The 23236-nt window shown below is 32.8% G+C and carries 23 protein-coding genes; 4 read left to right on the forward strand and 19 right to left on the reverse strand.

All coding sequences use genetic code 11. The features are described 5' to 3' along the window. Positions 1 to 12 precede the first annotated feature (12 nt). Positions 13 to 732, reverse strand: a complete 720-nt coding sequence (locus ACFSR1_RS04485; RefSeq protein WP_378290058.1) for a DUF1223 domain-containing protein — start codon at positions 730 to 732, stop codon at positions 13 to 15. 43 nt (positions 733 to 775) lie between these two features. On the opposite strand from ACFSR1_RS04485, the gene ACFSR1_RS04490 reads away from it, so the two are divergent. The 4 genes from ACFSR1_RS04490 (at position 776) to ACFSR1_RS04505 (ending at position 4274) form a co-directional block, all read left to right on the forward strand. Further along, a complete protein-coding gene (locus tag ACFSR1_RS04490) occupies positions 776 to 1423 on the forward strand; it encodes a DUF4159 domain-containing protein (RefSeq protein ID WP_378291352.1) in 648 nt (215 codons plus the stop codon). A 4-nt stretch (positions 1424 to 1427) separates the two neighbouring features. Continuing rightward, a complete protein-coding gene (locus tag ACFSR1_RS04495; protein WP_378290060.1) occupies positions 1428 to 1955 on the forward strand; it encodes a TrmH family RNA methyltransferase in 528 nt (175 codons plus the stop codon). Positions 1956 to 1988: 33 nt separating this feature from the next. Continuing rightward, entirely contained in the window at positions 1989 to 3077 is a 1089-nt protein-coding gene (locus tag ACFSR1_RS04500) for an AI-2E family transporter (protein WP_378290062.1), read from the forward strand. Between the two features lie 72 nt (positions 3078 to 3149). Then, positions 3150 to 4274 carry a THUMP-like domain-containing protein gene (locus ACFSR1_RS04505; RefSeq protein ID WP_378290063.1) on the forward strand — a complete coding sequence of 375 codons (1125 nt, stop codon included), beginning with the start codon at positions 3150 to 3152 and terminating at the stop codon, positions 4272 to 4274. A gap of 61 nt (positions 4275 to 4335) precedes the next feature. Here ACFSR1_RS04505 and ACFSR1_RS04510 read toward each other — a convergent pair whose 3' ends face one another. The 18 genes from ACFSR1_RS04510 to ACFSR1_RS04595 all read right to left on the reverse strand — a co-directional run bounded on the left by ACFSR1_RS04510 (position 4336) and on the right by ACFSR1_RS04595 (position 23234). After that, positions 4336 to 4809 (reverse strand): hypothetical protein, encoded by a 474-nt coding sequence (locus ACFSR1_RS04510; protein ID WP_378290065.1) that lies wholly within the window; start codon positions 4807 to 4809, stop codon positions 4336 to 4338. 72 nt (positions 4810 to 4881) lie between these two features. Next, positions 4882 to 5208: a YtxH domain-containing protein gene (locus tag ACFSR1_RS04515; RefSeq protein WP_378290067.1), complete on the reverse strand. Its 327-nt coding sequence runs from the start codon at positions 5206 to 5208 to the stop codon at positions 4882 to 4884. 455 nt (positions 5209 to 5663) lie between these two features. Continuing rightward, entirely contained in the window at positions 5664 to 6332 is a 669-nt protein-coding gene (locus ACFSR1_RS04520; RefSeq protein WP_378290069.1) for a response regulator, read from the reverse strand. After that, positions 6329 to 7135, reverse strand: coding sequence for a sensor histidine kinase (locus ACFSR1_RS04525; protein ID WP_378290071.1), 807 nt, complete (start codon positions 7133 to 7135; stop codon positions 6329 to 6331). The genes ACFSR1_RS04520 and ACFSR1_RS04525 overlap by 4 nt, the downstream gene beginning before the upstream one ends. 600 nt (positions 7136 to 7735) lie before the next feature. Continuing rightward, entirely contained in the window at positions 7736 to 8155 is a 420-nt protein-coding gene (locus ACFSR1_RS04530; RefSeq protein ID WP_378290073.1) for a hypothetical protein, read from the reverse strand. Positions 8156 to 8392: 237 nt separating this feature from the next. Continuing rightward, on the reverse strand, positions 8393 to 9694 hold the full coding sequence (locus ACFSR1_RS04535; RefSeq protein ID WP_378290075.1) for a phenylacetate--CoA ligase family protein: 1302 nt from the start codon (positions 9692 to 9694) through the stop codon (positions 8393 to 8395). A 4-nt stretch (positions 9695 to 9698) separates the two neighbouring features. After that, positions 9699 to 11366, reverse strand: coding sequence for a C45 family autoproteolytic acyltransferase/hydolase (locus ACFSR1_RS04540; RefSeq protein WP_378290077.1), 1668 nt, complete (start codon positions 11364 to 11366; stop codon positions 9699 to 9701). Further along, on the reverse strand, positions 11366 to 12907 hold the full coding sequence (locus ACFSR1_RS04545; protein WP_378290079.1) for a phytoene desaturase family protein: 1542 nt from the start codon (positions 12905 to 12907) through the stop codon (positions 11366 to 11368). Before ACFSR1_RS04545 ends, ACFSR1_RS04540 begins: the two co-directional genes overlap by 1 nt. Further along, positions 12908 to 16588: an MMPL family transporter gene (locus tag ACFSR1_RS04550; RefSeq protein ID WP_378290081.1), complete on the reverse strand. Its 3681-nt coding sequence runs from the start codon at positions 16586 to 16588 to the stop codon at positions 12908 to 12910. Next, positions 16581 to 17789 carry a DUF2062 domain-containing protein gene (locus ACFSR1_RS04555; RefSeq protein WP_378290083.1) on the reverse strand — a complete coding sequence of 403 codons (1209 nt, stop codon included), beginning with the start codon at positions 17787 to 17789 and terminating at the stop codon, positions 16581 to 16583. The genes ACFSR1_RS04550 and ACFSR1_RS04555 overlap by 8 nt, the downstream gene beginning before the upstream one ends. Positions 17790 to 17873: 84 nt before the next feature. Further along, entirely contained in the window at positions 17874 to 18344 is a 471-nt protein-coding gene (locus ACFSR1_RS04560; RefSeq protein WP_378290084.1) for a hypothetical protein, read from the reverse strand. 10 nt (positions 18345 to 18354) lie between these two features. Further along, positions 18355 to 18720 (reverse strand): 3-hydroxyacyl-ACP dehydratase, encoded by a 366-nt coding sequence (locus ACFSR1_RS04565; RefSeq protein WP_378290086.1) that lies wholly within the window; start codon positions 18718 to 18720, stop codon positions 18355 to 18357. A 1-nt stretch (position 18721) separates the two neighbouring features. Next, positions 18722 to 19345, reverse strand: coding sequence for a hypothetical protein (locus ACFSR1_RS04570; protein WP_378290088.1), 624 nt, complete (start codon positions 19343 to 19345; stop codon positions 18722 to 18724). After that, positions 19326 to 19979 (reverse strand): outer membrane lipoprotein carrier protein LolA, encoded by a 654-nt coding sequence (locus tag ACFSR1_RS04575; protein WP_378290090.1) that lies wholly within the window; start codon positions 19977 to 19979, stop codon positions 19326 to 19328. Before ACFSR1_RS04575 ends, ACFSR1_RS04570 begins: the two co-directional genes overlap by 20 nt. Further along, positions 19948 to 20721 (reverse strand): polysaccharide deacetylase family protein, encoded by a 774-nt coding sequence (locus tag ACFSR1_RS04580; protein ID WP_378290092.1) that lies wholly within the window; start codon positions 20719 to 20721, stop codon positions 19948 to 19950. Before ACFSR1_RS04580 ends, ACFSR1_RS04575 begins: the two co-directional genes overlap by 32 nt. Beyond that, a complete protein-coding gene (locus ACFSR1_RS04585; protein ID WP_378290094.1) occupies positions 20715 to 21779 on the reverse strand; it encodes a beta-ketoacyl synthase N-terminal-like domain-containing protein in 1065 nt (354 codons plus the stop codon). The genes ACFSR1_RS04580 and ACFSR1_RS04585 overlap by 7 nt, the downstream gene beginning before the upstream one ends. Beyond that, positions 21779 to 22975 (reverse strand): beta-ketoacyl-[acyl-carrier-protein] synthase family protein, encoded by a 1197-nt coding sequence (locus ACFSR1_RS04590; protein WP_378290096.1) that lies wholly within the window; start codon positions 22973 to 22975, stop codon positions 21779 to 21781. The genes ACFSR1_RS04585 and ACFSR1_RS04590 overlap by 1 nt, the downstream gene beginning before the upstream one ends. 1 nt (position 22976) lies before the next feature. Beyond that, complete coding sequence (locus ACFSR1_RS04595; RefSeq protein ID WP_027392746.1) at positions 22977 to 23234, reverse strand: phosphopantetheine-binding protein; 258 nt, start codon at positions 23232 to 23234, stop codon at positions 22977 to 22979. Positions 23235 to 23236 lie beyond the last annotated feature (2 nt).

Here is a 23236-nt window from a genome sequence, read left to right on the forward strand (position 1 = left end):
CTGTACTATAAATTAAGATCGAATATTTATTTTTGCAGCTCCTGTAGTAGCTAGTTTATTATTCTGTGTATACGCAATGATCATTAATTCATCATTCACATCAATCCATTCCGGAAAAGACAACGTTACGATTCCGGATGTATCCTTTTTTACCACACGACCGGCTACAATATTAGTGTTTTTTAGTGTCCTATTTCTATTTTCTCCTCTTCTTATTTTTGTAACTCTTTTTGAAACGACCAGTGCCAAAGTAATTTGTTCAAAGGTTTCTCCTTGTACATTATATTGAATTTCAATAGCATCTTTTTTACGTTGAATATCTTTAAGTTCAATATTGTTATTACTCTTTGATTTTGAATACTTATGGATAGCTTCCAACGCCTTACTACTATGAGACCCTGTAAAATGTTCACTACCATTAACTACCAATTGTGGTGTATAAATTGAACTGCTATTAAACTGTCTTGCATACTCTCTTTGATAATCACTAAACACTTCTACACTAAAAGGATCATTCCATCCTAATCGATTCCAATAATCTACGTGATATGATAGAACATAAACATTTTCATATTTATTTTTGATCACTTCCAGTAGTTCATCTGCCGGCGGACAACTACTACATCCCTGAGATGTAAATAATTCCATGACCACAATTGAATTACTATTCTGCTGAGCTTTAGTAATTGAAGAAATTGTGATCGTTAATAGTATCAAAAGGTTTCTGATCATCTCGTTTATTTTAGTACTTTTAGAATCTATTATTTAGACGATGATGATCAGAAAGCTTACACAGATTATTTGCCTTTTGTTATTTTCAGGAGCTATGTTCGCTCAGGATATTGCGGTATTGCAATATAATGGTGGTGGTGATTGGTACAGTAATCCTACTGCATTACCTAATCTCATTAGTTTTTGTAACCAGAACATCAGCACCGCAATGAGTCCAAAACCAAAAACCGTTAAACCAGAGAGTGTAGATATTTTTCAGTATCCTTATATTCATATGACGGGTCACGGTAATGTGTTTTTTACTGAACAAGACGCAGAGAATTTGCGAAACTATTTATTAAGCGGTGGTTTTTTGCATATTGATGATAATTATGGAATGGCACCTTATGTTAAAAAGGAGTTAGTAAAGATTTTTCCTGATAAAGAATTGATGGAACTACCGACGTCACATCCTATTTTTTCGAATAAATACAAATTCCCGCAAGGATTACCTAAAATACATGAACACGATGGTGAGCGACCACAAGCCTTTGGAATTATATATGAAGACAGATTAGTCCTGCTTTTTACTTTTGAAAGTGATCTGGGTGATGGTTGGGAAAATCCTGAAATCCATAACGACCCGGAAGAAGTTCGCCAAAAGGCCCTAAAAATGGGCGCCAATATTATCAAATACGCTTTTGAGAATTAATTAAATGGCAGCACAATTACAACATGATACCACTTCTTTTACAAAAAGAAAATTTCCTATTACACTTGTTTGCGATCGTGTCAATTCACCGGCGAATATCGGTAGTATTTTTAGAATAGCAGATAGTTTTGGTGTGGAACAAATTTATTTTTGTGGTGAGGATATCACAGTGGTAAGCAAAAGAATGCAACGGACCTCTAGATCTACACATGAAATCATACCCTATCACGAGTCAGAGGATATTATATCTGTAATCGATAAATTACAATCTGATGGCTATAAATTAATTGGATTAGAAATTACTGAAAATAGTATTCCGGTTGCTGAATACACTTTTTCTGAGAAAGATAAAATTGTATTGATTATTGGTGAAGAAAACTTAGGGATTTCTGAAGATGTACTAAACAGAGTTACAAAAAGTGTACATATAAATATGTATGGGACCAATAGTAGCATGAATGTAGCGACAGCGACAGGCGTTGCCCTTTATGAGATAACCAAGCAGTTGATGGTTAATGGGAACGTTCAATAATTTAAATTTCAGTTTTTCTGAAAATATTTACATATGAATTCTAAAACAATCGCATACGGTATTCTGAGAGCCATTGCAGTAATTGTAGGTATCCTTGCACTATTATGGTTTTTGTATAAAATACAGTCCATTCTGCTTTACATTACCTTTGCAGCAGTTATTTCGCTAATGGGAAGACCTCTTGTTCTCTTCTTGAAAAGACGATTGAAGTTTAATAATACTCTGGCAGTAGTGTTTGCTTTATTTATTACTATCGGATTATTTCTAAGTCTATTTTTATTATTCGTTCCCATTGTTACAGAACAAGGTCAATTAATTGGAAATATTGATATTAATGAGGTTGGTGATGATTTAGACCGCCTAAATCAAGAAATTAGTGATTATTTTAATGTCGAAAAGTTGAACTTTGTTGAGCTGATTAAGCAAACAGATCTGATGGCGTTTTTTGATTTAAAAGCCATCCCTAATGCGATTAATTCTTTTTTAAGTGGTTTTGGTGCAGTTTTGATAGGACTATTCTCTGTACTGTTTATTTCATTTTTTCTATTAAAAGACAGTAGGCTTTTAGTGAACAGTATGTTAGTATTTGCAAAAAAAGAAGATGAAACGCGATTTATGAGAGCATTTAATAAAATCAAAGACTTATTATCTCGTTACTTTGTCGGTTTATTGCTCCAGGTATTAATTCTATTTGTGCTCTATTCTATCCTTTTGTTAATATTTGGAGTGAGCAATGCTATTGCAGTTGCATTAATAGCTGCAATATTTAACCTGATTCCATATATTGGACCTTTATTTGGAGGAGCTTTGGTTCTAATCCTGGCAACAACAAGTAATTTAGGATATGATTTTCAATCTGTGATATTACCAAAGCTGACTTATATCTTAATCGGTTATATTGTGATACAACTAATCGATAATTTTCTAAATCAACCGTTGATTTTTGGAAATAGTGTAAAATCACATCCCTTAGAAATTTTTCTGGCAATTCTTATTTTTGGAGCGTTATTCGGAATCGGAGGGTTAATCGTAGCTGTTCCTTTTTATACTGCTATTAAAGTTATTGCAAAAGAATTTTTGTCTGAATATAAGATAGTAAAGCAATTGACTAAAGAGCTGTAACTATTGAATACCCATATTCTACATATAGAAATTCAAGATTATATCTTTAAAAAATCTGACAACCACGTCGATTTGACAAAATTGATCCTTTCCGGAAGTCCCTTTGAAAATATAAGTCCTCAGCAACTTGCTCAACAGATTAGTGGAAGAATAAAAGCTAAAAATAAATTACCCGTGTGGTATCAAACAAGGGGAGTTTATTATCCTCCAACCTTAAACCTGGAACAAACTTCTTCTGAAACCACTGCTTTATACAAAAGTAATTTGGTTTCTGGCGATACATTGATAGATCTTACCGGAGGTTTCGGAATTGACGATTACTATTTTTCAAAAACAGTAAAGCGTGTTATTCATTGTGAATTAAATGCAGAATTGAGTGAAATAGCTTCTCATAACTTTCGGGTTTTAGGAGTAACTAATATAGAAACGAAAGCTGCTGATGGATTAGAAACGCTAAGAAAACTAAAAAAAGTAGATTGGATTTACTTAGACCCATCTCGACGACATGATAGTAAGGGCAAAGTATTTTTCTTAGAAGATTGCTTACCGGATGTACCGTCAAACTTGGATTTTTTATTTTCTAAAAGTGATAACATTCTGATTAAAACCTCTCCACTACTCGATATTCATTCCGGATTAAAATCATTACAATTTGTAAAAGAAATCCATGTAATTGCTGTAAACAATGAAGTAAAAGAATTGTTATGGGTATTGGAAAAAGAAATCAATACTGATGTTCAAATCAAAACGATCAATATCGCTAAAAATCTAAGGCAGGAATTCTCATTTTCATTAAAAGATGAGAATAATATCTCGGCCGAACTTTCATTACCTAAAAAGTACCTACACGAACCGAACTCCGCTATTATGAAAGCCGGAGGTTTTCAGAGCGTTTCTAAAATTCTCGGACTGCAAAAGCTTCATCAACATTCGCATTTATATACTTCTCAGGATCCAATTGAATTTCCCGGAAGAAGTTTTGAGTTACTATCAATACTACCATACCAGAAACAAGTTTTAAAGAAAGAGAAAATCACAAAAGCGAATATTACTACGCGTAATTTTCCTGAAACTGTTGCAGAAATACGCAAAAAATTCAAAATAAAGGATGGTGGCGAAACCTATTTATTTTTCACAACCAATTGTCTAAATGAAAGAGTAGTTTTGGTATGTAAAAAAATCCGGGCCAACATTTAAAACTAATTTAAATGTGACCCGAATTCTCAATCTATATTAAATATTCTAAATAATATGACTTCTATTTAGAATCTGATGATTTCTCTATGATGAAGAAGTTTTCATTCATCGTTTTTACTTTATAATCTTTATTTTTTACCGAGTATCTAAATTCTTCTCCTTTTACCATAATTACAAATCCTTCCTCTGTCGGCATCATTTTAAAATCTTTATCTGCCTCTTTTAAATATGAAATCTGTATAGTATTATCGAATGAATTATCATATTGATCATCTATCGTAATTACTTTAGTAATTCTTTCCTGTGCATCTACTCGATCTTGATTTAATTTATATCGGTCTTCCTTCTCTAATTTTATAGGATCCAGCTCTTTATTCCATATGGTGACCTCGTAAGGAATTGTTTTATTTCCTTGTTCAATTTCATATGTTTTTACGGTTGTTTCTTTTGTTATTTCCATGTTATGCTCCTGCGCTGTTGTAATAGCAAAGGTGAATAATAGGGCTGCGAATGATATTTTATTTAAAATTTTCATGTTTCTGTTTTTGAAATTATTATTTACTAACTTTTTATTATATGTTAATTATAAACGACGTTTGACTTGCCGTTAGTTAGCATTAATCTTTTCATTTCTTTTTCTCAACATTTCCAATTTTTTCTCTAAGGTTACGATTACATCATCTGCTTTTAAGCTCATATCATTAACCAATCCATCTATCTCTTTAGAAAATTCTGCTTTCTGAGAATTAAATTTCGACGTGATTTCATCTGATATTTTACTTGCTCGTTCTGTCAGATCATCTTTTGTATCCTTTACTTTTACCTTTATTTTCTTTCTGGTATTTTTTCCTGAGTCAGGTGCAAACAAAAGTGCTGTTACTGCTCCGAGTGCGGCTCCTGTTGCTAATCCGATAATAGTGTTGTTGCTTGACATAATACTGTTTTAAATGTTAAAAATTAGTTTTAAGTGAATTTGAAAACCAAATAAAACAATGTAATAACTATAGAGTTATTAATAATAATTTTATGTTTTACAATGGTTTCTGAAAAAAGTTATATAGTAATAGAACTTACCAACGGAGTCTTCAATACTAAACATTGTAGACTAGAATACTCTATAGCATTCAATAACTTTTCAAGATTTCAAATCGCATCAAATAAGAAATTGTATAATTCTTTTTTTGATGGTTGATTACATAACTTAGATTAATTAATCAACACCTTTAATATAAGGCGGAGAGAGATTTTGTCAAGCGCTTTAACGAGTTTTAACCTTTAACACATCATATTAACATAAAAAAATGTTAAAAGGGAAATTTTCTGTTATCAAATTTAGCATGATTTATCTAATACCAAATAATATCTATTCAAGAGAAAGGTGTAAAAATATTAGATATGCTGATTTCTAACAAAAATCTGATTTTCTATAGCGTGAATTACCAAGCCGGCAATATTCTTGGATCCGGTTTTTACCAATAAATTATTACGATGTCCTTCAACAGTTCTTGGGCTTATAAATAACTGTTCTGCTATTTCTGTAGTAGTTTTTTGTTCACATATTAATTTTAAAACTTCCCGCTCACGTTTGGTTAAGTATTCATCGTCTCTAGAAGGCTTATTTATTTTCAATGAGGCCTCTTCTAAAATACTCATAACATTGTCATCATAATAAAACCCTTTTATAGCGACATGGTTTATAGTACTTATCACTTCTGTAGGTGTAGCATTTTTGGCAAGATAAGCCACAGCTCCTTGTTGCATCATATTCGTAATGAAAGGCTTGCTATAATAACTTGTTAAGGCGATAATTTTTATTTCGGGGTATTTCTTTTTTACAATTTTAGTTGTTTCTACACCGTTAAGATCGGGCATCTTTAGATCCATTAAAATAATCTCTGGTAAATCTCTGGTGAGTTCTAATTGTTTAATCAGGTCATTACCGTTCTCTGCCTGAATGTTTATTTCTATATTACTTTCTTTATCAAGAATAAATGTGATTCCTTGTCTAAATAAAGTTTCATCATCGGCTATGGCTAATTTTATGATGTCTTTTTTCATGGTTGAGGTTTTTTAGCGCTAATATTAAAAGTTGCTCCATTACCGACTTCACTATGATATGAAAGCTTCCCATCGAGTATCTCTACTCTACTTTCAATATTCTTAAGTCCTATTCCCTTATTTTTGTTTACCGATGTTATGTCAAATCCTTTTCCGTTATCAACATATTCAATTTCTAGGTGCTCATTAGTATCATTTATCTTTAAAATTACATTTTCAGCTCTACCGTGTCTGACCGAATTATTCAATAATTCCTGAATTATCCTGAAGATATGCAATTCCTTTCTTTTAGGCAATAAATTGTTATACTCAATTGCATATTCAATATTGACTTTCTTACTACTTATAAACTCATCACAAAGTTCCTCTATAGCTGCGCTTAACCCAAAATTTTCCAAAATAGGAGGTAATAAATTATGTGCTAACCTTCTAGAACTCTCTAATGTTTTTGTAGTTACGGATAGAATATTTTGCAATGTTCTCTCCTGCTCTTCTTTATTTAATTTACCATCGATCAAAACATTGGTACTAAGGCTTACTACATTTAATTTTGCACTAATCGCATCGTGTAAATCCTGAGCAATTCTTTTTCGCTCTTCTTCTTGGGTTTCAATAGTACTATGTAATAGATCTTTTTGATGTGAAAGTTCCAGATTAGCTTTCTCTAACTCGGCAGCGATAATTTTTTTACGAGAAAAGAAAAAGAAAAGCACCAGTGATACTGCCATAAGCAATAACACCATAATAGCAATTAAAATAATCACTATGATCTGGGAATCTTCTTGTAATAATTCTTTCTCCATTCTATAAAGATTAGGATTTGGAATATAAAATAAAGTATGGCATTTAATTTCAATAATAACAAGTATGTGTTCTCTGGAATATTTACGTTAAAAACTAAATTCCCAGAAGCAAAAATCAAAGTGCTACAAATCAAATATAATAGAACTCCAATATTAACATGTATTAAAAGTGGTTTTTTTTCTCGCAACGAATTGTAAAAATAAATAATACTGTATAAGATCAATATTGATTGCGTTATGCTTATTCCAACAGAATTGTATACGTAAAATAATCCAAGATCATCTACATACTGATAAAACAAAAATATTAAGATAACTACATATATAAACAGAATTATTTTCTTTTTAAGCAAAACATTATAAAAAAAAGACAATAAGGAAAATTGTATAAACAAAAATATGTTGGTCATAAAAAGATTATTGTGATGAAATACTGTAGAGAGCGTGGTCATCACTAATTGTATTATACAGCTTGATAGTAAAAAAGCCGTAAATATTATAAAAGCCTTATTTTTATGTAAGGCTTTTATAAATAGTAGTGTATTAATAATCAACAATATTGTTGAGGTATAACCTAAATACCTTGTTAATTCCATTATACTAATTCAATGGACTATTAGGATCACATACTGGAGGACAAGGGTTTGTTAAATCATAAATTCCACTATTAGGCCCATCTCCTATACCTGCAGATTTCCCATCGATTTCTCCATTAATAATATCTCTATATACTCCATCCACTTCTTGTGTTCCTACAATTAACAATCTTTCTTCTACCGGACCACCATCTTCAGAACCGATTGCCATATATGCTCTTACATCTAACTTGTTTTTGGAAGCTTTTTTCTGTGCTTTTTTAGCTGCTTTATCACCTAATATCCCCATTTCGTTTAATACTTCAATTAAATCTACAGCAGGCACTAAAAAGGCTTTACAATTATTAGGGCATTGTTCTCTCCATGCTTCTGTCCAATCTTTTGCCTTTTTTAGAGAAACGGTGTTTTCGTTGTTTGGATTCATTTTGTTTTAGTTTAAATTAGTAATATGATTAATTAAAATACAAAATATGGAGTATGGGTATGTAAACAATCTGCTTGCTTAAATTAAATACGTTGAAATACATTATTCAATTAAAAAAGCATTCTCTAAATTTAAAATAAATAGTACGTATTTCGTTAAAGAAATGTGAAAAATTTAATGCATTAAGAGAGAAACTTTTCTTTTAACTGAAAATCAAATGAATAAAAATCTTTTTTTTTAAGAATTTTTAATAGCTTCTCTCGAATCTATAAATGAAATCGGTTTACGACTCATTTCGGGAAATTTCTTAGCCTTTAGCTCGGCTTTAGTATTTAATATTAAATCAGGTACCACTCTAAGGTTTGCTCTTAAGTGTTCTCTTAACTCTTTTTGTTGCAAAGCGGTTAAAGAATCAGACACATGAATTAACAACTTATCAGTACCAAGTTCTCCAATGACCACTTCGATCACATACATTCCCAATCCTTCAAAACTGGTTAATACTTCTATGACACTTTGCGGGTAGAGTGTAGTTCCTTTATACTTGATCATATGCTTCTTTCTACCCAATACAGGACTTAATCGCATCGTTGTTCTTCCGCAACTACAAACCTCTTTATGAGCTTGTACCATATCTCCTGTTGTATATCGTGCTAGAGGCATCGCTTCAATACCTAGTGTAGTGATCGCCAATTCTCCAACTTTTCCTTCTTCTACGGGTTCTCCATTTTCATCCAGAATCTCTGTGATGATCAATTCCGGACGGTGATGTCCTCCCTGATGTGCTTCGCATTCCGTAAATGCTGTACTCATCTCTGTAGACGCATAGGTAGAATATAGATCAATATCCCATTTCTCTTTGATTTTACTTCCAAGGGTATTTAGATTAAAATCCTGATCTCTTAACGGTTCTCCAATACATATAGCAGCTTTTACAGAAGAATTTCTATAATCAATTCCGTGTGCTTCTGCGTATGAGATTAGTTTTAACAAAAATGAAGGTACTACAACCAGATATGTTGATTGAAACCGCTCTATAGAATCCCATTGTAGTTCTGGGATTCCTGATCCTACTCGGACCATAGCAGCTCCCAATTTTCTAGTTCCTAAAAAGTATGCAAGACCTGCCATAAACCTGCGATCCAAAGTGGTTGTCAACTGCACCACGTCAGTTTTGGTTACACCGGCAGTCTGAAAAGAAATTGCCTCATTATAGGATAGTCTCTCCAAATCCTTTTCTGTAAGAGCAAATGTAACTGGTTTTCCTAATGTTCCAGATGTGGTTACGTAGTCTACTATTTCTGTTTTTGGTACACATAGAAAATCGTCATTATACGCTTGCAAGTCATCCTTGGTCGTAATAGGAAGTTTTTTTAGATCTTCTACCGTTTTTATATCTACTTCTGTGATACCTTTATTAGCGAACAATCTTTTATAATATGGCGAATTTTGAGATATAAAAGCAATTAACTCCTGCAATTTTTCATTCTGAAGTTTAGATATTTCTTCTGGTGTTGATTGTTCTATATTACGGGTCATTGACTTATATTTTTCGTTCACATTTTCTGATATACTTTTTTAATTCTTGTACATCAGGAACAGTGGTTACTTCTCTTTTTATAGCTTGTTTAAAAGCTATTAATGCCTTTTTGTAATCTTTGTGCGAATAATAATATTCACCAAGCACAAAATACGTTGCCCAATAATTTGGGTTTAAATTTTGAAATTTTGAAAGCTCATCTTGTGATATCTCCTCTTCATCATCTGTAGCCGCTTCAATTTTTCGACTTAACACTCTAAAAGCCTCATAATTAGTATATGTTTGCGAGTGAATAAATGGGTCTTCAGGAATATTTAGTGATTCTGAGGCAATCACAATTTCTTCTTTTTGTTCTTTTATTCTTTCAAAAACTTCATCCAAGTCATACGCTACAAACTCTCCCATCTGGTAAGGGTTTGTAGAAACCCACACTTTACGTTCCTCTGGCTGGAAAACGATTCCATGATGCGCTAGCATTTGATTCAAAGCCTTTTCATTGCCGTATCCAATTAGCTTATCATCAAGGCCGTCTCTGTTACGTAATATAGCTACGGCTTTTTCGGGATTTAGCTTATCGTTTTCTGATAAAAGCTCTGTCATTCTCTGGTATCGATACAATGAATGACTTTCTTCGATTGCTTTTTGATTTCGTTTATCTTCAGTATAAGAAGCACTTTGGAAATGATTAGAACATACTAGTTGATTGGTGTTTGGAACTTCATACACTCCAAAGTTATCCGGAGCAACCTCGATCAGTGCAGCTCTTTTGTCTTTGGCACTACCGATCATAATAGATTCTGATACAAAAACCTCTCTTTTTCTGGCAATCTCTATCGCTTCTTCAATAGTTGAAGCATATTGTAATATTTCTCTTGTTAGAATTGATATAGGAGTTTTTGCAATTAACGGGATTTTGGACTTACCAGCATTGATCGTCACTGTTAATCCTTCTTCGTTCATTCCCGACAACGCTCCCATCATTCCAGCCCAACCATACGTCATGAATTTATACCCTTCTGTTGGATTCATGAATGTTACTAACTTTTCTTTAGAAAAATCATCTCCTGCATAGAAATCAAAATTACGACCGATGAGTAACTTTCCATCTACTGTTTTATCATCCCAGGCAGCAAAAGATGTACATCCAACTAACATCAGGTCTTGTAACGCGTGTCCAATATCATGTGCTCCGTGCGCATATAACATTCTCACATAAGGTTCTGCAAAATCATTATAATCATTAGAAGCATATCTGGATACCCCATAGATTTCGGTTTTATACTCTTCAGGAACATTGAGATGCAACTTACGATTGTACCAGGCGACAATTTTACTTAAAAATCTCAGATAACTTTCTGACGGAATCAATTCTGTAATTTTTCCGATAAAGGCATCCTCCTGAATTTTGATCAATTCTCTACCTAAACTTCCTGCTGCTATACCTCTTTCTAAAGGTTTACCCTCTAGATACATTTCCCATAATCCCTGCTTATTTTTCCGCAAGAGGTTATTGTTCAGCGTAAAAAAAGTCTCACTATGTTTTATTCTTGTTGTATCAACGCTTTCTATTCCGGTAATATCAGGTCTGGCTGCTAATGATTTCTTGACACCACAAGATGACAATATCATTACAAAAAATAAGAAAAGTATATGATGAACAATATTCTTCATTATGAATCAGACAATTCTTTTTCTGCCAAAGTATCTTTAATTTGTTGGAGTAAGTGCTCCTTACCTACTAATTCTCCACAAGTGACCACTGCACTTATTGTTACTCCTAATACCCCGTGCATATTTAATCCTTGACCAGTAAATAGTAAATTAGGAATCTTAGTTCTTGGTGATAAAAAGGATTTCATGGGATTATCTGCATCCTTTGCAAAACCATACATAGAACCTTCGTAACAACCGATATAATCTCTATACGATAATGGTGTAGAAGTATGCACGGATTTAATACAAGATCGAATGTTTGGAAATTTTTTCTCTATCTCTTTCAAATATGCTTCGATCTTACGTTGTTTAAACTGCTCGTAATCCTCTCCTCTATCATTCTTTTGAGCTACAGTATTAAAAGTATCTGCCCAAGGTTCCATCTCATCAAATCTCATATATGCGATAGAAGTCAAATTCTCGGCATAACCAGGATTTTTAAGATCTTCATTTACAGAAATTAGGTATGCTTCAGGCCAATTCTCCTCTGTGTAATTTTGGGTAGTCCATACTTTCTCTGGTGCATGTGTATGGTAATAGTTTTTATTAATGTAGGGAAATGTTCCTTTTTCGAATACTATATATAGACTAAAAGAAGATATGATACTTTCTGTATTTTGAATCCGCTTGTAATACAAATTCCTAAAATGTTCCTTACCAATAATCTGAAGGGTAAGTTTTGGATCTACATTAGAAATGAAATTATCCGCATAAAAAGTATCTCCCTTGGTTGTAGAAACCGATGCTATTTGCCCATCTTCAAAACTAAATTTATCTACTTCTTGATATTTAAAGATTTTACCTCCAAGTGCTCTAAATCTTTTTACCAATAGTTTAGCTATCTGACTTCCTCCCTGAACACATCTCCAGGCACTCTCCATATAAGAATTAATGGAAAGTGCATGAACATAAAATGGTGTTTTTTCAGGATCACCGGCATATAACAAATTAGAACCTGCCAAAACTGCTCTTAGTTTTGGATTCTCCACCACACTATCGATATAATCTTTTGCCTTTAGTGTCAATAAATCTTCACCATAATATCGATCTCCATGCTCTAAATTATACAAGGGAAATCTGTAACAAGTATCTTTTACTTTATTTACATATTCTTTAATTCCTTTTTCTTCTTCAGGAAAAAACTTTACCAACTGTTTTACAAAATTGTCGTAACCCTGTGCGTGTGGATATTCTAGTTCATCATCATCAAAAGTAATTACATCATACCCATCCAGATCCATTCTTTTTAACTTTAGATCATCCATAATATCCAGATACTTAAAGTACTGATATAAGTTTTGACCTTTATCTAACCCACCTATGTAATGGATACCTGTATCAAATATGCTTTTATCTCTAACAAAAGTCTGTAGATTGCCTCCGAATTGGTTATTTTTCTCTAAAACGCATACTTTTTTACCTTCTTTGGCAAGAATGTTTGCAGAAACCAATCCACCTAATCCACTTCCTATGATTATGACGTCAAATTTCTCTTGCATCTATTTTATTCTATTCAAAACTGTTAATCCAAATTCTTGAACTGTTACCTTAAAAGTAGCTTTCAACAATTCAGAAAACTCATTGTTTTCAGAGAATACAATGATTCTATTGATATTCTCTGATATTAATTCTTTTATGTGTTGTGGTTGTATCGGTGTAGTTGTATTTAACAAAAGTACATCAAATTTTGTCGATGACAAATCTTCATCTGATACAAATGCTACTTTGTTTCTAATAGTAGCATAACAGTGTTTTGCAATTGTCAATTTTTCTCTGTTAGTAAGTATACCTTTTAGTTTGGCATACGGTCTCTTAAAACTTAGATATAAAAGAAACTGGCCATAATCATCGCTAAACTGCAAAACGCTATCTTTCTCTCCGATGAAACTTGTTGCTTTATAATATTTTTCTTTGGAGAGCGCATAATCAGTTTTGACTTCTTTAAAACAACTTTTGTATCTATAATTATTTAGCAATGCTTTTTTATAATAATCAACACCTTCTAAATCTTGTTGTAACTCAGAATACTGCTCTCTAAAATATGCGCTGATCTTCTTTGTCCTTTCGGTATATCCATTTCCAAACTCTTTATTATCTAAGGTTATCCTTGGTAAAATCTTTAATTGAATCGCTCCATCGTGGATGATAAAATCTCCTTTGGGCGAAACCTGGGCATTCCCGTGAATTACCACTGGTAATATGTCTAAGTTCAATTCCTGCGCCAGATAAAATGATCCCTTATGAAATCTACTCATCTTGGCTGTGTCCGTTCTGGATCCTTCAGGAAATGCTATTAATGAATATCCTTGTTTTACTTTTTCGCGCAGGTGCTCTACTCCACCTTCAATACCAGATGAAACCGGATAAAAACCTGCTAATTTTGCAGCTCTCCCGAAAACAGGATTGTCATAAACCCAATCTTTTACCAGGTATATTAATTTGGGATATAGCATTCCAATAGAAATAATATCCAAAAACGAAGAATGGTTCGCTATGATGATACATTGTTTACTGAAGTCTTCATTTTCAGGATTGAATACCCTTTTTTTCACGAAAGGATTAGAGTATAAAACAGATCCCATTAGTTTAGAAACAATTTTATGAAAAACTGCCATTTTCTTTTTCTTACGAACCGGAAACCAAGGAATAATAAGACTACTAAGCAATGAAATAATAAATCCTCCGATAATGAAATATCCAAAGCTAAAAAGAGACCACAATGTTTGACGAATTCTAAGCGGTGTTAATCCTTTTTTAACACGGTTGGTTATAAACAGTTTAAAAAGCATTGGTTGAATCGTAAATGCCACCAAAACCGCCGATATGATTCCTATTAAGGATACAATAGAAATGGATCGAAGCGCAGGATGTTTTGCAAATATCAAAACTCCAACTCCTAAAATAGTAGTGATTACTGATAATAAAATAGAAGTTTTATAGGTTGGCAGCTCCTTTACTGCATATGTGTGCTCCTTAATAAGTCCGTTGGTAATAAAAATACTATAGTCTACTCCTAGACCAAAAATAAATGTTGAAATAATTACATTGAAAATATTAAAATCAATTCCTAGCATTTTCATAACGCCCAAAGTAATTACCCAGGTAATCGCAATAGGCAATGCAGTTAATAAGGTGAGCATTGGATCTCTGTAAAAAACCAATAATAATAAAACTACTGCAACCAGCGAATAGCCTATTAAGGAATTAAAATCATTCTTAAGGTTCCCCAATAAAGTTTCATTTAGCTGCTTTCGATCTATAATAACAGTATTTGCTATCTTACCCAAAGAAGTATTGATTTTATCAGCATTCTCGTGATCTACTTTTATGGCAGAAACCACGGTCGAAAAACCTTCTTCATTTGTAACAAATTCATCAAGATATAATTCCTTAATATTTTGATACTCATTAAAGCTAATAGGTTTGATTTCGTTATGAAGTGTCGTATAAAACTGATTAAATGTCTTGGGTTTAAAACCAACGAGACTTCCCTTTTCTTTCAACAAATTAGTAATAGCATCTTTTCGTTGTTCTGTCCAGAATTCATTCCAGAGTTTTATCTTTTCTACTTGGGTTTCTTTTGATAAAACAACACCTCCTACAGAGCTAAAATTAATAAGTTCCTTAGCAGATTTCTTTCGTTCCAATGTTTCAAACAACTTGTTATTAGCGTTCAAAGCTTCATTGAGTGATGAACCATAAGAAACTAAATAAATGGACTTTGCTTTATTATTATTAATTCTATCCAGATCTTCTTCTGCAGCTACCAACTCTTCCGGCTGATAGTTCATTGTATTTAGATCCGTATTAAACCCAACTTTATGAAACAAAAATAATCCGGCGATAAACACCAAGCCAATTATTGAAATCAGCACTTTACTTTTATGAAAATTCGTTTGGGAAATTTTATCGATGAATGTTTCCCTTTTGGCTTTTTTACTTTCAGAAAACCGATACACCTGTGGAATAAATATAAGTGCAAACACAGATGCCCCAACTACGCTTACGGCTGCAAAGATTCCTAAATCGTTTAATGCTTCGGATTTTACAAAGATCAAACATAAGAAAGCAACAGCTGTAGTTAAACTACTCATAATTACCGGCATGGATACGTCCCGATATAATTCTTTTACATTATTATTATTCCGGAAATGTGTAAGAATATGTAATGAATAGTCTAAAGTAATCCCTAATAATACCGAACCAATACCCAAGGATATTGCAGAAATTTTCCCTTTTACTAAATACAATACGGCAATGGCTACTATTGCTCCAAAAACGGTTGGTGTAAAAATTATTAGTGGTACCGTCAATTTTCTATAGAAGAAAATCAAAATGAGTAATAAAATACTCAAGGCAATGCTCACTGTAAGCTGTATATCTCTTTTTATTTGTTTTGCGTTGGCAACCGCATATAAAGTGGCTCCAAATAAAGTAGCTTCAGCTTGTTCTGAATGTTTTTCGTTTAAGTCAGATGTGATTTTTTTTAATCTTTCTACAAATAATGTATTCTCTCCTGTTTCGTTTGTTGCAAGTGCTGGTGTAAGAAATAACAATAAATTTTTTCTATCCTTGGTGATTAAAAAACCATTGTACAAATCGTAATTATCTCCTAATTGCAATTGCGCCAGTTTTTGAAGTCCTTGCGGTGTTAAAGCTAATGGATCTTTTACAATAAACTTTTTTGTTACCAAACCAGCTGGAGAAATCAGGGTTTTGTAGTTATTCTCTATGATTTTGGAAATAGAATCGGGATTAATCTTAGCGGCTATATTTTCGTAATCAGTCTCTGTAAGAAAAAATGGAAGATGTTGATAAACAAAATCATATAACTCCATCACATTATCATCTGCAACTTTACCCTGTATTTTTTTTACATACTTGGAAAGATGTGTATTTATCGAATCTATATAGACTGATGCATACGTTGTAAGATCATCAGGATTTTCTCCTTTGTTCGTTATATTAACAACAATTTTATCCGAAAATGAAACTGTTTTCAGAACTTTCTGCGTAATCTCAGATTTATCACTGTTCGGAATTAATCTGGTAATATCCTCTTCGAACCCGATATTGCTCGCCAGAAAAGCAAAAACAGCAAAAAGACCAATAATTATTGGCCAGGCGATCAATCTATTCTGTCTTATGTATTGGTATACTGAAAGAAAAAACTTATGCATCTATTGCACTACTTTTGGATTTACGAGAGCTAAAATACAAATACGCAATGACTCCTGAAATCAATGATACTATTGTTGCCAAAATAAAACTACCTAAGACATATTGTCCAAGACTTTTAAAAACATCAGTTCCTGATTTTATATCTTCGATATTAAGTGTAGCGTCCATTTCTTTTCCCATAGCAATGGCACCCATTTGATAACTTCCGTAAATGATGAAGGGAATGAGCGGCGGAATACTAATGTTAGAAAACAAAAATGCAATGGGTCTATTTAACCTAAGTGCTATAGCAAGAGATATTACTAAAATAGTTTGAAACCCCCAAAAAGGAGCAATACCAATAAATAGACCGAGAGCAATAGCACTTGCTTTTTTTATTGGTGGATCATTACTTCTTAGCACATTTTCTCGCCAATATCTCTTAAACCCTTTTTTTTTTACACGATGTATGAGTCGTTTCGGTAAGTAGAAAAACAAAGTTAATGTCACCAACCAAGTGTTTAAAACACTGATTCTTGTAAAGTCTTTAAAAGGCCTAAAATGCGATACGCGTTCTGTTTCATCATATAAAACCTGAACGGGTATATTTCGAACTTCTACATTTCTCCAAGCAAGTTTGACTATCACTTCTATTTCTAATTCGAACTTGGTTGTAAACAATTTTAACTTACTGATTTCCTTTATTGGATATAACCTATAACCGGATTGAGTATCCTTAAGCTTAATACCTGTTTCTATATAGTACCAAAAATTAGAAAACTTATTCCCAAAACTACTTTTACCAGGCACCGATGGATCATCCATATTTCTGGAACCTATCAATAACAAGGGTTTATTAGAATCTTGTTTCTCTAATTCATCCAAAAACACGGACAAATCACTAGGAAAATGCTGGCCATCGCTATCAATAGTGATCATATAATCGTACCCTAAAAGATGAGCTTGTTTAAAACCCTCTCTTAATGCCATCCCTTTTCCTTTATTCTCTGAAAAAGTAATAACGGTAAGCTCTTCCTGGTATTTCTCTAAAATGTTAGCAGTATCATCTGTAGCACCATCATTAATGATAACAATCCTGTTTGTATATTGCAGAACACCTTGTATTACCCTATCCAGTGTTTTTTGATTATTATACGTAGGTATAAAAACACAACAATTCAGTGTTTCAAAACGCTCATCATATAATGTAGTTTGGATCACGGTACTATTTTTTTGTTGCAAAAATAGTGTAAATCTGGTTCAGAAGAATTAATGATTTAAGAATAATCAGAGATTGAATGAAGATTACTTTTCAAAAACCTTTGAAGTTGACATAAAACCTTTAATAAATTCTTTTAATTTTAGTGAAGTAACCTTGTCTATATTCTTAATTAGATAATTTTTATCTTCATCTATTTCCTTATAATACCTAATAATTCGTGGAGCATTGCTTTGTACACTTAATCTAATCATTCTCAACTCAATATTATTAGGATCGGTTTCTATAGAGCTTTCAATTAACTTTTTCCCTTGTTTAAAAAAGGATATTTTATCTCCTCTTTTTTCAGAAAAAGACGCTTTTAATGTTAATGCACATCCATAGTAAGCAGATAATACCGGATCATTTTGATAATTTGTTTTTTCTGTTATTTCAAGAAACTTCTCAGTATTCTCTTTAGAATCTTTAGCATACCTATATAATTCTCGCACTTCTGCGATGTCAGCAACATTAGCATTCGTAAACAGCAATCCGATAAATACTACTAAAAATTTCATATAGATTCATTTATAATTTAACAAAAGTCACTACAACTTTTAATGCTATAGTGTCATCATATTTTACTACACTCTTCACTTTAATCTCATCATCATTATCTGTAAAATCATTAGTAATAATTAAATCCGGAGTTTTTTCAGGATTAATTACCGCCATAAACTTCACATTTGATGCTTTCTTCATAAATAAAGAACATCCTGTTCTATTTTCTGTAAGCTCCTTAATAATTTGTAAAGTGCAAACTCCCGGAGTTATTGGGTTACCCGGAAAATGACCTTTAAACACATCGTTGTCCGGATTTAATGTAATAGACGTAGTTTGTATACTATCCCTTACAGTATCTTCATTAATTTTATATAAATCGGCTATTAACATATTATTTTTTTAGCAAGTTTAATTCTATAGTAAGTTTTATATTTTTATGATCAATCTGTATGTTTTTTGCAATCTGATCTCCAGAAATATCATTAAAAATTATAATGAACTTTTCCTTTCTTTTGGAGGCGTGAACTATCCTGTCCAACTTCTGATCTAATTGATTGTAAAAGTAATAATTACTACGCTTATCTTTTTGATTTTCCAGAACGTTGTACTGATCATTATAATATCGTTCAGCTACTATTGCTGTTTCTTTTACTAATAACGAAAAATCTCTAATTAAGGTATTCAGAATAATTTTTCTATCAAGTTGTTCTATAATAGAATTGATTTTATGCGTCTCTTTCTCAAATTCTATATCAAAAAAGGTACTTCCAAATTGTGAGGTAAACACCATACGGTGTTTTTGAGGAGTTATCTTTTTTAAAATAAGAATCCCGCTAAATTCATTACCATAAACGGTTATATCTGCCTTATACACATAGTCAATTTCCTGATTAGAAAAATAAGGATTTTGCACCTTATACTCAGCTTTCACTTCTGACTTTGTAAAATTCTCTACGGTTGTTACTTTGCAACCGAAAATGGAAACAAATAGAACACTAATGAGAAAACACCGCATCCGGAATAGGTTTATTAATAGATGTATTTTGAAAATTTATCAGTGTATAATCGTCTGAAGGCTCTATAAGCTTAACACTGGATACCAAATAATCCTTTGATTCAAAACTTAATATAATCTCCTTAAACATATCTTTTAGAGTCTGATCCTTTGGGGATAGTTTTGCAATGTATTGATTGTTATTCTTAAAAAAACTCATTGAAAACTGAGTGTCATCCAACATATCACCACTTACGCTCTTAGCTATCAAATCATTTAATTTCTTAAAAACTTTATTAGAAGCCAGGTTAATATCACTTTTTTTACCTGCATCATTAATAAACAGTTTTTTATCCTTAAAAATCACACTGTACTCATATGGCTTTGTATAAGACCACTTTATAATATCAGGCGACTTAAAATATAAATCCCCACTACTCTCTATATCATTAGATAGAAAATCAATATGTTTTAGTTGCACAAAAGTATTTACTATTGTTTTAGACTTCTGGGCACTAGCACTCACTCCTGCTTTAAAAGAATTAATTTCTGAGGCTGAAAGCTCCACTTCCTGAGCGTGCAGGATTGAAAAACAGAAAAAACAGCTGATATATATAAAACTTCTAAACATATGCTTGTATTGAAAATAGTTCATCTATTGTAACGGTTGTAAAATTGTTTCTTTGCAAAAATAGCAACAATTGTTCCAATACGGTCACGGTAATACTTTTTGTATCATGAAGAAGGATAACATCTCCGCTTTTAAGGTTTTTAGTTACTCTTCTTAGTATTACTTTTTCTGAAGGGATCGTAGTATCAAAGGATCGCTTGTTCCATCCAATTACAGCGTGTCCAGTCTTTTTAACAGCCCTGGCAATTTTTGGGTTGGTGATACCATAAGGAGGTCTGAACAGTAGTGGCCTTTTTCCTGAAATTTTTTCTATAATTTCATCTGCATCTTTAATTTCTTCTGTAAACCTGTCTGTGCCATAAAGATCTATAAGCTTATCGTGAGAAAAGGTGTGATTACCAATAATGTGTTTAGCTTCAATAATTCTATTTAGTATTTCGGGATGCTTTTCTACCTGTTTACCGATGCAAAAAAAAGTACCTTTAACATCATACTTATCCAGTACTTTTAAAATTTCAAGAGTATTCTGGTCTGGTCCGTCATCAAAAGTAATTGCTATTTTTTTACCTTCAGCATCTGGATTACTATTTAAACTTTTTAGAAAGTAGCCTGATCTTATATTAGCCACACCATAAGCAGTAACTAATAGCCAAAGAAAAACTAACACAAGTAAACTCCACCACGGAAGTTTATTGAAACTCACTGCCGATATCAGAAGAACCCCGGCAATTACAGATACAATATTAATTATATGTCTAACTAGCATCGTTGTAACAACGCAATACTATGGTTTTTTCCTAAATATTGGTTATACAAAAGTACGTTTTCATACTTGTTTGCGGTAACATTATTAACTTTTAAAATAGCTGGCACTTGATCAGTTTCAAAAATTTTACAACCAATCCAAAAACCAAAGCTAGAAGCCACGTGATAGTCCCCTATAAGATGTTTATAACAAAGTTGCTCAATATTAGAAAATATCGAAGATTGTAGGTTTTTGTAATAGTTATCGTACGTAACGTCTCCATTATTTCCTAAAACCACGGCATCAATATCATCTGCAGAAAGTTTGTGACGTTTCATAAACTTTTCTATATCTTTTTTAATCTCATCAGGTGTTGCTGCACTGATGGTTTCTACATCAACAATCTTAGCAAGGCTTTTATCTGTTTTTTCTCCTCCCAAAACCATAAACGTGGCACCTTCACTGGCCACGGTCCCTGATGTATCTGAATCTAACAAGTTGATTACATCGGTAGTATCCTCTTTTATCTGACCATCCAGTTTATGTAAAAGTGTAGAGTTCTTAGCTACTTCATCAATACCACCAACCAAAATCTTTCTATTTGGCTCTTCAGATAGCATTAATTGCGCGTCCATAACAGATGTCTCAAAAGAAGCTGCTCCCTGAACATAGGTTACATTATAAGCTTTACAACCTAAACCTAAAGCAACTTGTCCACCGACAGTATTGTGGGTTGACTGAATAAATAACGTAGGTGTTAAAAACTGTTCGTCGTTATGCAGCACATTTTCCAAAAACTTTTCAGAATCCTGTTTACATCCCATTCCTGTACCCGTAATAATCGCATCAGGCATTTCTACACCAGAACGATTCAACGCCATAGATGCAGCTGCAACCCCCATCTTGACAGACTTAGACATACGACGCATGGCCGCAGGTTTAATATATTCTTTATAATTAGGATCATGTGATCTAAATATAGACTCTTGATAAGAGATTATATCTTCTAAAAAAGTATCTGGATCTGTAGTAGGTTGTGCAGAAATGCATGCAATACCATTAATAAAACAATCGCTCATTATTTCGTAAAAATTAAAGTGGAACAATTGCCACCAAAACCAAAAGAATTGGACAAAATAGTGTTCATTTCTTTGGAAACTAATTCTGTTTGTGGAACCAAAGAAAATTCTTTCATTTTAGTTTTGAAATTTAAGTTAGGAAAAATTAGATTTTCACGAAGTGATAATAGTGAATATACTGCTTCTACAGAACCAGCTGCTGCAAGTGTATGTCCGGTAAATGCCTTTGTAGAACTGAATATAGGAGTGTTTTCTTCACCAAAAATCCTAGTCATTGCTACTCCTTCAGACAAATCATTATTTGGTGTAGCCGTTCCATGAGCATTAACATAATCAATATCCTCTGCTTTTAGATCCGCAACTTCCAATGCTTTGTTCATTGCTAAATATGCTCCTTCGCCATCAGATGATGAAGCCGTTTGGTGATATGCATCGTTGGCATTTGCCCATCCGGCAACACGACCTAAGACCTTCTTATTCTCTTTCTGAACAATCTCATCACTTTCCAGAACCAAGAACGCGGCAGCTTCTCCCAGGTTCAATCCCTTTCTATTATCATCAAAAGGAGTACACTCTGAATCTGACAAAATCATTAAGGTGCCAAATCCGTTGATAGTAAACTTAGACAGGGCATCTGTACCACCTACTATCATTCTATCAATCTTTCCTGCTTGAATCATTCGAGCTCCGAGCATAATTGCATTCGCAGCAGAAGAACAAGCTGTACTAATAGTAGACACATACCCTTTTATCCCTAAATAATCAGAAATAGACTGGGTAGTAAAGCCAGCATGCTGCGCTTGAATAAATCTTCTATTATCTTCAATTTCAGTATATCCCAAATAGTATTTTTCTGTGGTATCCATACCACCTACACTCGTACCAGAAACAAAACCAGTTCGGTATTCATTGATATCAGAAATCTGAGCGTCTTGCAATGCTTCTTTTGCTGCGATAGCACCAATCATTGCTGTTCTGGAAAAACTATGTAATGGTTCCAATCCCAATTCTTTTTCCAAGTCATTGTTGGTTTTCTTAATCTCACCAACCATGATTTCATCTTTATGACGCGTTTCCAGCATTTCTATTCTAGAAATCCCGTGAGATACTGATTTCAAAGCATTCAGATTTTCTTCTACCGTATTTCCGATCGAAGAAATGATTCCCATACCTGTTATGGCAATGCCCTTATTCATATTATTTTGTACGATGTTTTGAAATATAATCAGCCATTACGCTAATAGACTCAAATATTGCTTTACCTTCTTTAGGATCTTTGAGTTTAATCCCATAATCTTTTTCTAATAATACAATTAGTTCAAGAGCGTCAATAGAATCCAACCCTAAACCATCACCAAAAAGTGGATCATCGTCTCCGATCTCACTTACCTCTACATCTTCAAGACTTAGTTGTTCTATTAATTTTTCCTTTAGCTCTTCTCTTAATTCAGCCATAA

The organism is Aquimarina rubra (assembly GCF_042684305.1).
Classification (GTDB): domain Bacteria; phylum Bacteroidota; class Bacteroidia; order Flavobacteriales; family Flavobacteriaceae; genus Aquimarina; species Aquimarina rubra.